Raw genomic sequence first — 13611 nt, 5'->3', positions numbered from 1 at the left:
CCAGCACCTCGGGGCGCAGCACCTCTACCGGCGTCCCCTCAGCCAGGATCTGGCCACCCGCCAGCACAGCCAGCCGGTCGCAGAAGCGTGCTGCCAGGTTCAGGTCATGCAGGGCGACGACGGCCAGACAGCTCGGGTCGCGGCGGCAGATGCGGCGCACGTGGGAGAGCACGGAGACCTGGCGGTGCAGGTCCAGGGCTGAGGTGGGCTCGTCCAGAAGGAGCAGCTCGGGCCTGCGCACCAGGGTCTGGGCCAGGGCCACGAGCTGACGCTGCCCGCCGGAAAGATGCCCCAAGGGGCGGTCACCCAGCGCAGCGACCCCGAGCTCCTCCAGGGCCTCCCAGGCCAGAGCGATGTCTGCCCGGCTCGTGCGCCAGGACAGGCCCCGCCGTGAGGCTGTGAGCACTGACTCCAGGGCGGTCAGGGCGGCGTCTCCCGGCAGGCCCTGGGGCATGTAGCCGGTGACGCCACACAGCTCGCGCCCACGCCGCCCCGCGAAGGTCACGGACCCTGCGTAACGGCGCAGCTGGGCCAGGCAGGTTACCAACGTGGACTTGCCAGAGCCGTTCGGCCCCAGGAGACCCACCACCTGACCCGTCTGCCAGCTGGCGTCCACACCCTTGAGCACCGCCCGCTTGCCGTAGGCGAAGTGCAGGTACTCCACGTCCAGGCTCATGACCCGCTCCTGGCTGCTGCCTGCCGGCGACCCAGGATGATAGTGAGGAACACCGGCACCCCTACCAGGGCGGTGAGGATTCCCACGGGCACCGCTACTCCTGGCACGATCACCTGGCTGGCCGCGTGGGCGGCAGTCAGCAGCAGCGCTCCGGCCAGGATGGATGCTGGCACCAGGAAACGCTGGTCCTCCCCCACCAGGCCCCGGGCCATATGCGGCCCCACCAGTCCTACGAAGCCGATGATGCCGACGAAGGCCACTGACAGGGAGGCCAGCAGAGCCACCCCCACCAGGGTCCAGGACCGCAGGCGCGAGACGTTGATCCCCATGGCTGCGGCACGGGCCTCACCCAGGGTCACGGCGGTCAGGCGCCAGCCATTGACCCAGAACACGGGGGTGGCAACCGCCAGCGCCAGCGCTACGGTGATGACGGCGGGCCAGGTGGCACGCATAAGCGAGCCCATCGACCAGAACACGATCTGCTGCAGGCTCTCGGTGGAGGCCCGGTACTGCACCAGGGAGAGCAGGGCCTGACAGCTGAATACCAGGGCTATACCCAGCAGGATCGTGGTCTCCTTGTTCACCGCGGGCAGCCGTGAGACCCCGGCGATGGACAGGGAGGCGCTCAGCCCCGCGACCATGGCCGCCACGGCCAAGGTCGAGCCTGGCGCCAAGGGCAGGACCAACCCGGTGACGATGGCCAGGGCCGCCCCCAGGGCGGAGGCCGCAGAGATACCCAAGGTGAAGGGCTCTGCCAGGGGGTTGTCGAGGATGGTCTGCATCTGGACCCCCGCCAGGGCCAGGGACCCGCCCACGAGCACCGCCAGCAGCACCGGGGGCAGGCGCAGGTTGACCACGACGGTGGCCACGGCAGGGTCATAGTCGGAGTACAGGAGCGAAGAGAGCACCTGACCTGGAGTCAGTCCCAGCGGACCCACCATAAGGGCGGCTGTGAAGACCGCCAGGAGCAGCCCGGCGAGGCCGAGCAGCACTCCCACACGCGCCAGCGTCCGACGTCGGTAGGAGGAGTATGCGGCGGCAGAGCCTGCAGCCGTGCAGGTGGTGCCTGTAGTGGAGCCTGTTGCCGGGGTCTGGCTGCCCCCCTGCGGGGCCGCCGCCCGCACGACAGAGTCAGACCGCCCCATCAGATGGCGACGATGAAGACGCCCTGGGCCTCCCAAGGCATGAAGCTCTTGTGGAACTCCTCCCAGGCGCTCTGGGGGTCCAGGTCAGCGAAGGCCTCCGGGCTCTGCCACTTGGCGAAGGCCATGTAGGCCACGAAGTTGTACGGGGCGTCGTAGAACTGGTGGTAGACGCCGTAGACGCGCCGGTCCGCGAAGGCGGTGAGCTGGTCGAAGCCCGGCTGGTCCTGGAGCTGCTCCAGGCTGGCCCTGGCGGAGGCCTCGTCAGCCTGGTAGCCCAGGTGGACGTAGCTGGTGCTAGCGGTGTCCTTAAGCTTCTGCTTACCCCACTCTCCACCGGTGGCGATGATGTTCTGTGGGTTGGAGGCGATGACCTGCTCGGGGGTGAGCACGCCCTCCTCCCCGGGCAGCAGGTCATCGGCGATGTTGGTGCCGCCCGCAGCCGTGACCACCGCACCCAGGTTGGCGGTGGAGAAGGTGGAGCACGGGTCGTTGAGGCCGGGCCCCCGCCACAGGAAGGTCGTGGGCCTGGAGGTCAGGGTCTGGGCCGTCTTCACCACCGGGTCTACCTGCTTGGCGTAGAAGTCCAGGAACTTGCTGGCCGCCTCACGGCAGTCCATGATCTCGCCCAGGAGCTTGACCGAGGGCTCGGTGTTCTTCACCGGGTCGCGCCGGAAGTCGGTGACGACGTAGCGCAGCCCGTGGTCCTCCATCTTGCTGATGAAGCCACCCTGCACGCCCTCGTTGTAGGAGTCCAGGGTGAGCACGACGACGTCGGACTGGTGACTGATGAGCGACTCCACGGTGAGGTCACCGGCCTTGAAGGAGCCGATAGTGGGGATATCGGCGGCGGCTGGCGCCACCTCCAGCAGCTTCTCGTAGAAGTCGGGTGCCGCCTTCTGCAGGTCCTTGCCCCAGGCGACCACCTTGTCGATGGGGTTGGTCTTGTTGAGGAAGGCCAGGGAGTAGGCCTGACGGGACTCGCTCATCACCACCCTGGTGGGCTGGGAGTCAAAGGTGACCTGCCGCCCCACGACGTCAGTGACGGTGAAGCCTCCCGCGCTAGTGGTCTCCTGCGCCCCGGCAGCGGTTACTGCTGGGCTGGCAGAGCTGGTCGCGCCCGACCCGGCTCGGGAGGAGACTCCGCAGCCAGCCAGTACGGCAGAGACGGGAAGGGCCAGGAGAAGAGTTCGACGTCGCATGCGCTTCTTTCTTTCAAGAGACAGCTGGACAGGTGCGGCCGGAGCCACCGGAGAGCCCGCTTGTTAACTAAGGCTGAATTAAGTTAGGTGTGCCTGCCCATATTAGTCAAGAACTGTCTGCACCACCCTCCCCTGACTGCCGGGTCTCCTGGACCTGCTCTCGCTGGGACCAGCCGAGGAGCGACCCTTCGCACCCACCCAGAAGACCGCCGAGCGAGATCGTCACCCGGGGCGCCTGACCCAAGGGACTGCAGACCTAGGCACGAGAACACAGCCCAGCAGCCCGGAACCAGCAGCAGGTCGTGATTCCAGAGGAAAGCACGCCCGCAGCAGCTGGCTGCCACACCCCGTGCGCTACCCTCCTGGGGCAAGGAGCCGTAGGTAGTCGGGGGAGGTCATGGCGGCAGCCAGAGGAGTAGGAATCCGGTTGCGTGCGGCCCGGCACGCACGCCAGCTCACGCTCAAAGAGGTGGCCCAGGCAACGGGTCTGTGCGTATCCACCCTCTCCCGGCTTGAGTCAGGCAAGCGGCAGGCCAGCCTGGCGCTGGTTGTACCCCTGGTTGACCTCTACCAGATCTCACTGGACGCCCTCATCGACGAGCATCCCAGCGAGCGCCCACGCATGTCCCTGCCCGTCGTCGTCCAGCGGCGCGACAGCATCGTCCTGCCACTGACGCAGGCGGCCAGGGGGCAGCGGTGCTCAAAGATGCTGCTTCCTGCCACCCGCTGCGTGCCGCGGCTGTGCCAGCACGAAGGGACCGAGTGGCTGTGCGTGCTCTCCGGGCGGCTCCGGCTGGTAGTAGGAGATCAGGACCTGCTGCTGGAGGCCGGGGAGTCTGCCGAGTTCGACACGCGACTTCCCCACTGGTTCGGCACCGACGGTCGGGGGCCGGTGGAGATACTGAGTATGCCGGGACGCCAGGGCAGGCACCGGCGGGTAGCCGCACCCGCTAGCGCCCCGTACGCCTCAGCGCCGCACAGCCCGAGCCGCACGCCCGCAGACCCACAGCCCGAGCCCGTAGAGGGTATGAGCACGTAGGCTGCCTATCCTAACGGCGGCGGGGTCAGGGGTCCTGGAACCCGCCACCCCCATCCCGAAGGCCGGCTGCATCAGGAACCAGGGTGCGGCGACCGTCCCCACCCCGGCCACCAGCGCCGGAACGAGAGTGGGACGCTCCAGCCACGCGGGCCTGGCGGCCACCAAGATGACGGCGATGCCCGTCCCGATCACGTAGTGCGCCGTCCAGCCGATCAGCTTCTCACTGGGTACCGGCTCAGCCTCCCGGATCGACCGGTGGGCGACTTTGCCGCGCGGCATGTGCCCCACCCACCTGCCCACCAGTGCGTAGTCGAGGGACCTGGTGCCGCGGGTGCGGCGCAGCAGCTCTGCCCCGACGTCCATGACCACCGTGGCACCGGCACCGACAACCGCCGCCTGCGCCATCTGTCGAAGTACACGCCCTGTAGCGCGACTATCCATGCTGCCCCTCCCCTGTCTGTACGTTCCCGCGCCTTACGGGACGGCCGCGGGCCGGGCACGGGCTCAAAGCCTGTGACCGCCCGGGCCAGGATCAGGCAGTGCCGACAGCGTGGTCCACCATCTTGCCGGTTTGGCAAGCGACCAGGCGGGCGCAGATGCGCGCCAGGTTCTGTCACTGGCGAAGGCTTAGAGCCCTTACGCCAGCAAGGCGGTCGCTTGAGAAAGCACGGTATTTCAACATTCAGCCCTGCCAGCCGGCGGTGCCGTGCTGTTCCAGTCCTCCGCCAGTGACAACGTGCCCGGCTCAAGCCGGCCGGTACTCGAAGCGCTCGAAGCCCAGCGCCTCTATCTGTGCTGCCAGGCGCTCGCACTGGGCGTCCCAACCGGGGGCCACTGCCGTAAAGCCCTCCGGTGCGCCCTGCGTGCGCGCCTGCTGCAAGGCGTAGGCCCGCACCCCCAGGTCGCGGCAGCGCCGGGCCACCTCCAGGGCGTCCGCGGCGGTGACGTCGCCGGGCACCACCGTGGTGCGCACCTCGAAGTCCGGGCCGCCCTCCCCCTGGGCAGCCAGCAGCACGTCCAGCGACTCCCAGGCCTTCTGGCCGCTGTTAGGCCGCCCCACCACCGCCGGGTAGTGCGCCGGCAGGGCCTTGACGTCCAGCCCCACCCAGCTCAGCAGGCCGGAGGCGACCAGGTCCGCCAGGCGGCGCGGGTAGCAGCCCGCGGTGTGCAGCCCCACCTGGAACCCCGCCTCCACCACCTCGCGGACGGCGTCGGCCAGGCAGTCCTGGCGCAGCGCCTCCCCGCCGGTGAGTACGACGCCGTCGAGCAGGCCGTGGCGGCGGCCCAGCAGCTCGCGCACCGCCGCCCAGGGGACCGTGCCGGGCACGCGGGTAGGGATGAGCGCGTGGTTGTGGCAGTAGAAGCAGTTCCAGGGGCAGCCCTGGGTGAAGACCGTGGCCACCAGGTGGCCGGGCCAGTCCACGGTGCTCAGCGGCACGAGCCCGGCTATCACCAGGGCGTCGGCCGGGCGGGCGCTGGCCGCGTCCGGTGGAGCCGCACCCACGCCCGCGGGCGCCGTCGGGGAGTCCGGGGGCGCGGCGTCGTCGTCGCCGGGTCCTCTCATGTCACCTCCTACTCGCCTGCTCCTTTAAGCACGCCGCCAGCGGGACCGGCGCCAGCCAGACCAGCCAGCCCCGTCGTCGCCCCTGAGCCACGGGACACGGCGCCCCCCTGAGCCCAGGCCGCCCCTCTGCACCGGCCTCCCGCAGCCCTCGGCCCCGCCTGCCTCCTCAGGCGCTGAGCGCCGTCAGCCGGGAGGTGACGGCCCCGTGCCCGGCAGCGGCAGCCTCGGTGAACATGGTGCGCTCGGCGTACTCGCCCTTCTTGCCGATGTTGAAGGACTGCACGGGCCGGAAGTAGCCCATGACTCGGGTCCACACCTCGCACTCCACCGGTGCGGCGTCGGGGTGCAGGGCGGCGCACTTGCCGCAGAACCGGTGCTCACCAGCCAGGTAGCCGTGGTTGGGGCAGATGGAGAAGGTGGGGGTGATGGTGATGTACGGGCTGCGGAAGGCAGTCAGGGAGCGGCGCACCAGCTCCTTGCAGGCCGCCGCGGAGGAGACGTGCTCGTTCATGTACAGGTGCAGGACGGTGCCGCCGGTGTACTTGGTCTGCAGCTCCTCCTGCATCTCCTGGGCCAGGAAGGGGTCGTCCGTGTAGCCCACCGGCAGCTGGGAGGAGTTGGTGTAGTAGGGGTTGTCCGGGGTACCGGCCTGCAGGATACCGGGGAAGCGCTTGCGGTCCTCCTTGGCGAAGCGGTAGGTGGTGCCCTCGGCGGGGGTGGCCTCCAGGTTGTACAGGTGGCCGGTGGACTCCTGGAGCTCCACCATCTTGGCGCGCACGTGGTCCAGGAGGCGCACGCACAGGGCGTGGCCGCGCGGGTCGGTCAGGTCGTAGGCGTCGGCGGTGAAGTTGCGGACCATCTCGTTCATGCCGTTGACGCCGATGGTGGAGAAGTGGTTGTCCAGGGTGCCCAGCCAGCGCTTGGTGAAGGGGAACAGCCCGGCGTCGATGTGGTGCTGGATCACGGTGCGCTTGAGCTCCAGGGTCTCCTTGGCCAGGTCGAGCAGGCGGTCCAGGGCGGCGGTGAGGGCGGCCTCGTCCCCCGCGTGCAGGTACCCCAGGCGGGCCATGTTCACGGTGACGACGCCGACGCTGCCGGTCTGCTCGGCGGAACCGAACAGGCCGTTGCCGCGCTTGAGCAGCTCGCGCAGGTCCAGCTGGAGGCGGCAGCACATGGAGCGGATCATGCCTGGGTCCAGCTCGGAGTTGATGAAGTTCTGGAAGTAGGGCAGGCCGTACTTGGCGGTCATGGTGAACAGCAGGTCCGCGTTGGGGCTGTCCCAGTCGAAGTCCTTGGTGATGTTGTAGGTGGGGATCGGGAAGGTGAAGACGCGCCCGTCAGCGTCCCCGGTGGTCATGACCTCCATGAAGGCGCGGTTGATCATGGCCATCTCCTCAGCCAGGTCCCCGTAGGTGAAGTCGCACAGCTCGTCACCGATCAGGGGCTGCTCCTGGGCGAGGTCGGCGGGGCAGGTCCAGTCGAAGGTGAGGTTGGTGAAGGGCGTCTGGGTGCCCCAGCGGGAGGGGACGTTGAGGTTGAAGATGAGCTCCTGCATGCACTGGAGCACCTGCTCGTAGCTCATGTGGTCCAGGCGCACGAAGGGAGCCATGTAGGTGTCGAAGGAGCTGAATGCCTGCGCCCCGGCCCACTCGTTCTGCAGGGTGCCCAGGAAGTTGACGATCTGGCCCACCGCGGAGGAGAAGTGGCGGGGCGGGTTGCAGGCGATCTTGCCGGGCACGCCGTTGAAGCCCTGCTGCAGCAGGGACTTGAGGGACCAGCCGGCACAGTACCCGGCGAACATGTCCAGGTCGTGGATGTGGATGTCGCCCTCGCGGTGGGCGTCCCCGGCGGCCTGGGGGTAGACCTGGGAGAGCCAGTAGTTGGCCACGACCTTGCCGGAGGTGTTGAGCATCATGCCGCCCAGGGAGTAGCCCTGGTTGGCGTTGGCGTTGACGCGCCAGTCGGAGCGGTCCAGGTACTCGGTGATGGTGGCGACGGCGTCGATGGTGGGTCGGGAGCCGTTGGCGACGGCGGAGTCGGCGGAGCCGACGGCGACGAGGCTGGGGTCGGCGTGAGGGGTGCTGGCGTTCACGGTGGTCTCCATCGATGACGTGGCGGGCATATCTGGAGCGGGATGTGCGCGTGCCCGGCGGGCGGAGCGGCTGGCCGGTGGTGCCGGTCAGTACCAGGGCCAGCCAGCCTGGCCTGCGGTGGCTGTGCTGGTTGGGTCTGGCTGCCTGTCCGCCTGGTGGGCGGTTGGTGCCGCCGCACATCCTCCGGGAGCGACCCGGGGCGGCGGCACCGGTATCGACCATACAACCGAATGACACTGCCGTAACACATCATCCGGTGGTCACATCCTCATAACACCACAATATGTTGTGGTCAGCAAGGGACCTTCGGGTAGATCTACCGAAGTTTGCGGCAGGATCTCGCGGCACCCCGGACCGACGTCCTAGGGGTGAGCGGAGCCACTATCTAGGGGTCACCCGGGTGGGCACGTCGGCGTGTCGCGGGCAGGACTACCCACCGGGACCGCTGGGGGAAACCCCTTGCCCCGCCTAGGCTCACCGCATGGCCCTCCCTGAAGCTGAAGTCGCGACCATCCGCCGCTGGTGCGAGGAGCTGGCGCCTGCACGGGAGCAGGGGCGGCTCAGGCTGGAGCTGGCCACAGCCAACACGCACGCCACCATCTTCCAGGTGGAGCCCCTGCCGGACGGACGCCCCTGGCGCAGGCCCTTGGCCAGGCTGCGCTACATCAAGTACGCGCGCATGTGGTCGCTCTACTGGGTGGACCGCCGCGGGCACTTCCATGAGCACCGCCTGCCGCCCGTCGCCGACGTACAGGTGCTCCTGGACCACCTGGCCTCCCAGGAGGACCCAGCGTTCTGCCACTGACGACGCCGGGGCCAGCGTGCCAGCACGGCTGTAAAGGGCTGCCGCAGCGAGGTTCGGGCCGCCGCCCTCAAAGCCCGCCGTCCTCCCAGCCGGCCAGCGGCTCCTCCCCTCCTGGCAGAACCTTCAGGGGAACCTGTCACTGGTGGGGGTCTACATACCCCCACACCGATCATTGAACCCTCAACAACCGCACGATCAAGCCAAAGAGTCGTGACCTCCAGCACCGGGGAACCGGCACAGTCCTCCACCAGTGACAAAACTGGTCGGCCAGACCGGAGTCCCGTACCGGACTGGAGGGGGCGGTACCTGCCCTCAAGACCCGATACTCAGCACAGGGCTAAGTCGACATCAAGCAAGCAGGCTAAGACCCTGGCGGCAGAACCCACCGGCCTGAACCAGCGCAGTCAGGCAACAAGCCCTAGGCAACTGCCCCTGACAGTGACCACACTCCGAGAGCCCCAAGAATCAACCCTCTACTTGGGGCACAACAGCTTGCTCCACGAAAAGGGCAGACCTTGTTTGCCCGAGAATCAGCGGACCACGGTAGCCTACTAGCCAGTACCGGCAGGGGAAGCCTAATGGCCGCATTTGTCGCGGTCGTAGGTGACGACCTGCGGCAGTACCACCCAAGCTGCAACCGTCTGTGCGCGTCTGCCGACCCAGAGCTAATGCCCCGGGAGACGGCAGAGCTGTCAGGCCGGCTCGTCGGAAAGGCGCTGGAGCACCCGGCCGCGCACGGGTACTCGGTAGCGGCATAAGGGACCTTGCTACGCTCGGAGACAACCCTGAGCACCATCCGCCAGTTCTCCCAAGCGGGAGCCTCCACGCACCTGGTGGTGATCGGAGTGAGTGTCTTCGACTCCTGGACCGGCTGCTTAGACCGCTACCTCACTGCTGCAGAGATAGGACAGGCGGCACGTTGGACACCCTTGGCCGCCCATGACGCATGGCTACGTAGGCATACCGGAGATACTCCGGGCGGCTGCCTCCGATCCTGCCGTAGGGCATACAAGCGTGGTTGACCGGGCTGGCTCTGTCCACTATGACAACGTACGCGGCCCCGCAGGACATTGGCGGTCCCCCGCAAGAGCAGTAGCGACCCTGGTCTCGCTTCGTGACAGGTCTGCTGGCCTCGCTGCGCGGGCCAGGCGCGTGGAGTCGCTGGCTGCCCGCGCGTCCAGGTTGGGAGCACCAGCCGTGCTCATCTCCGGCATAGACCGTGCCCGAGCGCTGCGCACCCCCATGACCTTGGCCAAGGACGACGTACTGCGCTCCATCCGCTCTGGAGCCCAGGCCGTCAAGCAGGACCCCAGCTTGCGGTCATCAATCCGTCGGGAGCGCCACCGCTGAATTAGCCGCCCCGGCGACGAACCGGGTAGTGGTACCCATGCTCCTTCTCGACCTGGTCAGTAATATTGAACTCATCCAGTACCTTGACAGGGCCCTGCCGGGCCTGACGTGCCAGGGTACGACGCAATGAACCCCATCTACTGGCGGGCCGATCGTTGACGCACGGCCAGGAGAACGCAGGCAACCAGCGCTGCACCTTCCCCGCGCCACCCAGAATAAGGAGCTATGCACCTTGGCGTGAGCACACTCAAGACAACCAGTCAGGATCAGCCTGCCGGCAGCCAGCGGCTACGACTGCGAGCATGCGGAAAGAAACGCAGAACGGCAGTCAGGGAAGATTGAGTACGCAGGAAGAAGGAGAGAGTGATGCTCGCAGAGGAAGGTGGGCAGCAGGCCCTACAGCTCTCGATAGCCGTCGCCCGAGAAAGCGTGACCGTGGCGGGACACGTCACCAGCCTGACAAAGGAGTCGCTCGGGCAGCTCATGCGCCTGGCCACCACAGGCCTGTCACAGGCCAAAAGTGCCATGCTCGACACGGGACAGATGAGCGTCAAGCGGCTTCAGCGCCTGTCCGGCGGAGACCTGCAGTCCAAGGAGATCAGCCCAGAGCTCCTACGTTCGGTCAAGGCTGACCTGCGTCGTCGAGGCATTAGCTTCTCAGTCGAGAAGGCTGCTGACGGAAAGACCTACGTGCACTTCTCTGGTCGTGACGTAGACAGCGTCCGCCACTCCTTGAAGCAGGCCGGTGCCCGCCTCGGGACGCGCACCCCCTTGCAGCAGACGCGCTCTGTCCGCCAGTCTCCCACGCGCGCCGCACAGGCAGCTCGCCCCCGCACGAAGCGTCAGGTGCTATCAGGTATCCAGCGTCGTCAGCGCTCGATCGTCGGCACCCGTCATGCTGTACCTGCACCACGGATCTCCCTGGGCCACGGAGCACGGTGATGGGCGCCCCTCTTGAGCCCGCTCGCATCTTCTTTGCAGGCACCGTCGCCTCAGCCCCGATAGTTCACTCCTCTGCGGAGGGGTACGTAGCCTTGCTCAGGATCAAGGTCGACGGGCCGCAGGAGCTTCTGGAGTGGGTTCGCGCGGAGGGGAGTCTAGGTCAGTTCGTCGCCGAGACAGGTTTCGCTGAAGGCGACGCCGTCCTGGTACTGGGGGAGCTCTGCTGCCTGGCCGTTACCGATGACGACGGGCAGGAGCGCACCGAGTGCCTCACCCTCGCGCACCGGCTCACGCATGACGAGTCAGCGAGGTGGGTTGACCAGCCATGAGGCCGAGGGTACTGGCGCTCACCCGCACCAGCAGTGATGAGGAGGCGGCCCGAGCCTCCCTTGAGGAGCTGGCGGACGTGGAGCTGATAGACGTGCGCGACCGGGACGCCACCGCCCTGATCCACCAGCTGGGCGTAGACCGCCTGCCCGCCTGGCTGTATCCCCTGGGAGAGGGCATGGTGGTGGCCGTCGGCAGCCCCGCGCCCCTGATAGAACGCCTGCGCGCAGAGGTCTCCCGCCCCCTAGACCCGGCCATGGGGTCCCTGGAGGACCAGGAGCACGAATCGGCCAGTTTGGAGCAGGTCGTCAACGTGTTCCTGAACGTCTCGCGTGCTGCCCAGGCCCAAATCAACGCGGACCGGGCACGGTTGACCCGTGCTGAGGTCCTGTGCCTGATTGACGAGCGTGCTGACGAACTGCACCCAGCCACTCAGATAAGTCGGCTCGTGCGCCGTCTGCACATCCGCCCACCGTCCCCGAGTAGGAGCGAGAGCAATGAGTCGTGGTAAGGCCCTGTTCGCCGTACTGCTTGCCGCCATCGGCTGGTGGGCAGGTGACAAGACCTCGTGGCAGGTGCGTGCCGACGCTGCCGCCGGAATGGACCCGGTGAGCATCCTCGGGCGCTTCTGGCTGGACCTTACAGACAACCCCCTGCACGTATCCACCCATATGACTGATGTGCTGGCTGGCCTGGCGGTGGTCGCCTTCCTCGCACTCGTGTGGGTCTACCACTACGGCGCCCGCAAGGCCACCCGTCCGGGGGAGGAGCAAGGTTCTGCCCGTTGGGGACGCCCGGGGGAGATAAGACCCTTTATCGGCGACCGCCGCCATGACCTGCTGTTCACGCGCACGGAGTCCCTGAGCCTGGACTCACGCAAGACTCAGCGAAACCTCAATGTACTGGTGATCGGCTCGTCGGGCTCGGGAAAGTCACGCTACTTCGTGATGCCTAACCTGGCGCAGGCCAATACCTCCTACGTGGTCACAGACCCCAAGGGCGAGATCATGTCCTCGATGGGCGTGCAGCTGCGTGAACATGGGTACGAGATCCGCTGCCTCAACCTGATCGACTTTGCCCGCTCGGACACCTTCAATCCGCTGGCCTACTTCAACCCTGAGCAGGCAGAGGTGGACTGCGCCATCCTCACAGAGAACTTCATCACCAACACCACTGGCAGCCAGAAGACAGGGAGCAGCGACTTCTGGGAGAAGGCAGAACGCGCCCTGCTGACCGCCCTGATCTCCTACACCTACTTCACCAAAGGCACCGAAGGCACCTTGCTTGACGTGGTGGACATGCTGGCGCAGATGAGCGCCTCTGAGCAGGACGAGAACTCGATGAGCGAGATCGATGCCCTGTTCGCGGCCACCAAGGAGTATGTGGAGGACTACACCGCCAACCCCTCTGCCTATGACGACGAGGCCCAGACCATGCTTGACGGCCTGCGCTTCGCCTGCTCCCAGTACAACACCTACCTACAAGGTGCGGGTGAGACAAAGAAGAGCATTATCATCTCGCTGGGCGTGCGCATGGCGCCCTTGCAGATGGTGTCGCTGCGTCGGATCCTGGGCTCGGACTCTATCCAGGCAGACCGGGTAGGCACCCGCCCCACTGCCCTGTTCCTTGTTATCCCTGACACTCACCAGGCCTTCAGCTTTCTGGCGTCGATCTTCTACGAGACGTTCTTTGAGCGGAACATGTACCTGGCGGACCACAACGGAGGGCGCCTGGCTATAAACGTGCAGTGCTTCATGGACGAGTTCGCCAACATCGGCAAGATGCCTTCCTTTGAGCGGAAGATCGCCGTCATGCGTTCACGCGGGATCTCGACCTCTGTCATCCTGCAGAACTACTCACAAGGCAAGGCGCTTTACCGCGATGACTGGGAGACGATCGTCGGTAACTGCGACTCCCTGCTGTTCCTGGGCGGCAACGAGCAGTCCACGACCGAGTTCATCTCCAAGCGCTTGGGCAAGGAGACGATCACCCAGGAGGACACCAGCGAGCAGCGGGGCAGCAACGGATCCTGGTCCCGTTCTTTCCGTTCTCAGGGTCGTGACCTGCTCACCCCCGATGAGGTCTCGCGCCTGCCCGGCCACGAGTGCCTGTACCTGCTGCGCGGAGTCCCTCCCTTCCGCTCCCACAAGCTTGAAGCTCCACCTACCGGCGTCTTCGACTATGAGCCCCTCCCGATCGTGCCATGTTCAGCTGAACCGGTGGCCTACGAGTATGAGCCCGAGCACGAGGAGCCATTCCAGGGCCCAGAGGCCTGGCTCGACGCCGCCCCCGCCGTCGAGGATGCAGTTGACGTCCAGGAGGACGTGGGGGTGACGATCACCTGGCCGGACGGCCATGTTGACGAGCGCGTGGTGGCGCTGGAGCAGGACCTCGTCGATTACGAGTGAGCCACCTCCAGGCCCGGGTTGGAACTAACGCTTAGGGCTGAGACCAAGCCGGGCCTGGCGGCA

At 67.0% G+C, this 13611-nt stretch carries 12 protein-coding genes and 1 pseudogene; 7 read left to right on the top strand and 6 right to left on the bottom strand.

Features of this window, described 5'->3' with window-relative positions; all coding sequences use genetic code 11:
- Positions 1-190: 190 nt before the first annotated feature.
- The 3 genes and pseudogenes from JG540_RS10695 to JG540_RS00850 form a co-directional block, all read right to left on the bottom strand.
- Positions 191-676 (bottom strand): annotated as a pseudogene (locus JG540_RS10695) (ABC transporter ATP-binding protein); the annotation flags it as partial.
- Positions 673-1674 carry a FecCD family ABC transporter permease gene (locus tag JG540_RS00855; protein WP_234042835.1) on the bottom strand — a complete coding sequence of 334 codons (1002 nt, stop codon included), beginning with the start codon at positions 1672-1674 and terminating at the stop codon, positions 673-675. The gene JG540_RS00855 and the pseudogene JG540_RS10695, both read right to left, overlap by 4 nt.
- A gap of 146 nt (positions 1675-1820) precedes the next feature.
- Positions 1821-3020 (bottom strand): ABC transporter substrate-binding protein, encoded by a 1200-nt coding sequence (locus JG540_RS00850; RefSeq protein WP_200276127.1) that lies wholly within the window; start codon positions 3018-3020, stop codon positions 1821-1823.
- A 397-nt stretch (positions 3021-3417) separates the two neighbouring features.
- Here JG540_RS00850 and JG540_RS00845 point away from each other — a divergent pair, with 397 nt between their 5' ends.
- Positions 3418-4059, top strand: a complete 642-nt coding sequence (locus JG540_RS00845; RefSeq protein WP_267977942.1) for a helix-turn-helix domain-containing protein — start codon at positions 3418-3420, stop codon at positions 4057-4059.
- On the opposite strand, the gene JG540_RS00840 is transcribed toward JG540_RS00845, so the two are convergent.
- From JG540_RS00840 to JG540_RS00830, 3 genes are all read right to left on the bottom strand, one after another.
- Complete coding sequence (locus JG540_RS00840) at positions 3988-4464, bottom strand: DUF2938 domain-containing protein (RefSeq protein WP_200276122.1); 477 nt, start codon at positions 4462-4464, stop codon at positions 3988-3990. The genes JG540_RS00845 and JG540_RS00840 overlap by 72 nt on opposite strands.
- A gap of 340 nt (positions 4465-4804) precedes the next feature.
- Positions 4805-5623: an anaerobic ribonucleoside-triphosphate reductase activating protein gene (locus JG540_RS00835; RefSeq protein WP_200276120.1), complete on the bottom strand. Its 819-nt coding sequence runs from the start codon at positions 5621-5623 to the stop codon at positions 4805-4807.
- A 166-nt stretch (positions 5624-5789) separates the two neighbouring features.
- Positions 5790-7727, bottom strand: a complete 1938-nt coding sequence (locus tag JG540_RS00830) for a ribonucleoside triphosphate reductase (protein ID WP_407648346.1) — start codon at positions 7725-7727, stop codon at positions 5790-5792.
- Between the two features lie 470 nt (positions 7728-8197).
- On the opposite strand from JG540_RS00830, the gene JG540_RS00825 reads away from it, so the two are divergent.
- From JG540_RS00825 to JG540_RS00790, 6 genes are all read left to right on the top strand, one after another.
- On the top strand, positions 8198-8521 hold the full coding sequence (locus JG540_RS00825; protein WP_200276116.1) for a DUF3024 domain-containing protein: 324 nt from the start codon (positions 8198-8200) through the stop codon (positions 8519-8521).
- A 1197-nt stretch (positions 8522-9718) separates the two neighbouring features.
- Positions 9719-9871 carry a hypothetical protein gene (locus tag JG540_RS00810; protein ID WP_200276110.1) on the top strand — a complete coding sequence of 51 codons (153 nt, stop codon included), beginning with the start codon at positions 9719-9721 and terminating at the stop codon, positions 9869-9871.
- A 366-nt stretch (positions 9872-10237) separates the two neighbouring features.
- On the top strand, positions 10238-10813 hold the full coding sequence (locus tag JG540_RS00805) for a PcfB family protein (RefSeq protein WP_200276108.1): 576 nt from the start codon (positions 10238-10240) through the stop codon (positions 10811-10813).
- On the top strand, positions 10813-11142 hold the full coding sequence (locus JG540_RS00800) for a hypothetical protein (protein WP_200276106.1): 330 nt from the start codon (positions 10813-10815) through the stop codon (positions 11140-11142). The genes JG540_RS00805 and JG540_RS00800 overlap by 1 nt, the downstream gene beginning before the upstream one ends.
- Positions 11139-11651, top strand: a complete 513-nt coding sequence (locus JG540_RS00795; protein ID WP_200276104.1) for a hypothetical protein — start codon at positions 11139-11141, stop codon at positions 11649-11651. Before JG540_RS00800 ends, JG540_RS00795 begins: the two co-directional genes overlap by 4 nt.
- Positions 11638-13548 (top strand): VirD4-like conjugal transfer protein, CD1115 family, encoded by a 1911-nt coding sequence (locus tag JG540_RS00790; RefSeq protein WP_200276102.1) that lies wholly within the window; start codon positions 11638-11640, stop codon positions 13546-13548. The genes JG540_RS00795 and JG540_RS00790 overlap by 14 nt, the downstream gene beginning before the upstream one ends.
- Positions 13549-13611: the final 63 nt, after the last annotated feature.

This window comes from Actinomyces weissii (assembly GCF_016598775.1).
GTDB classification, from domain to species: Bacteria; Actinomycetota; Actinomycetes; order Actinomycetales; family Actinomycetaceae; genus Actinomyces; species Actinomyces weissii.
Note: the sequence above shows the minus strand (reverse complement) of the source record. Positions and strands in the feature narration are given on the sequence as shown.

Bases quoted from the DNA above. Each gene is read 5' to 3' on its own strand.
- JG540_RS00825 (WP_200276116.1), top strand. From the start codon at position 8,198: ATGGCCCTCCCTGAAGCTGAAGTCGCGACCATCCGCCGCTGGTGCGAG.
- JG540_RS00795 (WP_200276104.1), top strand. From the start codon at position 11,139: ATGAGGCCGAGGGTACTGGCGCTCACCCGCACCAGCAGTGATGAGGAG.
- JG540_RS00790 (WP_200276102.1), top strand. From the start codon at position 11,638: ATGAGTCGTGGTAAGGCCCTGTTCGCCGTACTGCTTGCCGCCATCGGC.
- JG540_RS00835 (WP_200276120.1), bottom strand. From the start codon at position 5,623: ATGAGAGGACCCGGCGACGACGACGCCGCGCCCCCGGACTCCCCGACG.
- JG540_RS00840 (WP_200276122.1), bottom strand. From the start codon at position 4,464: ATGGCGCAGGCGGCGGTTGTCGGTGCCGGTGCCACGGTGGTCATGGAC.
- JG540_RS00830 (WP_407648346.1), bottom strand. From the start codon at position 7,727: ATGGAGACCACCGTGAACGCCAGCACCCCTCACGCCGACCCCAGCCTC.
- JG540_RS00845 (WP_267977942.1), top strand. From the start codon at position 3,418: ATGGCGGCAGCCAGAGGAGTAGGAATCCGGTTGCGTGCGGCCCGGCAC.
- JG540_RS00800 (WP_200276106.1), top strand. From the start codon at position 10,813: ATGGGCGCCCCTCTTGAGCCCGCTCGCATCTTCTTTGCAGGCACCGTC.
- JG540_RS00850 (WP_200276127.1), bottom strand. From the start codon at position 3,020: ATGCGACGTCGAACTCTTCTCCTGGCCCTTCCCGTCTCTGCCGTACTG.
- JG540_RS00805 (WP_200276108.1), top strand. From the start codon at position 10,238: ATGCTCGCAGAGGAAGGTGGGCAGCAGGCCCTACAGCTCTCGATAGCC.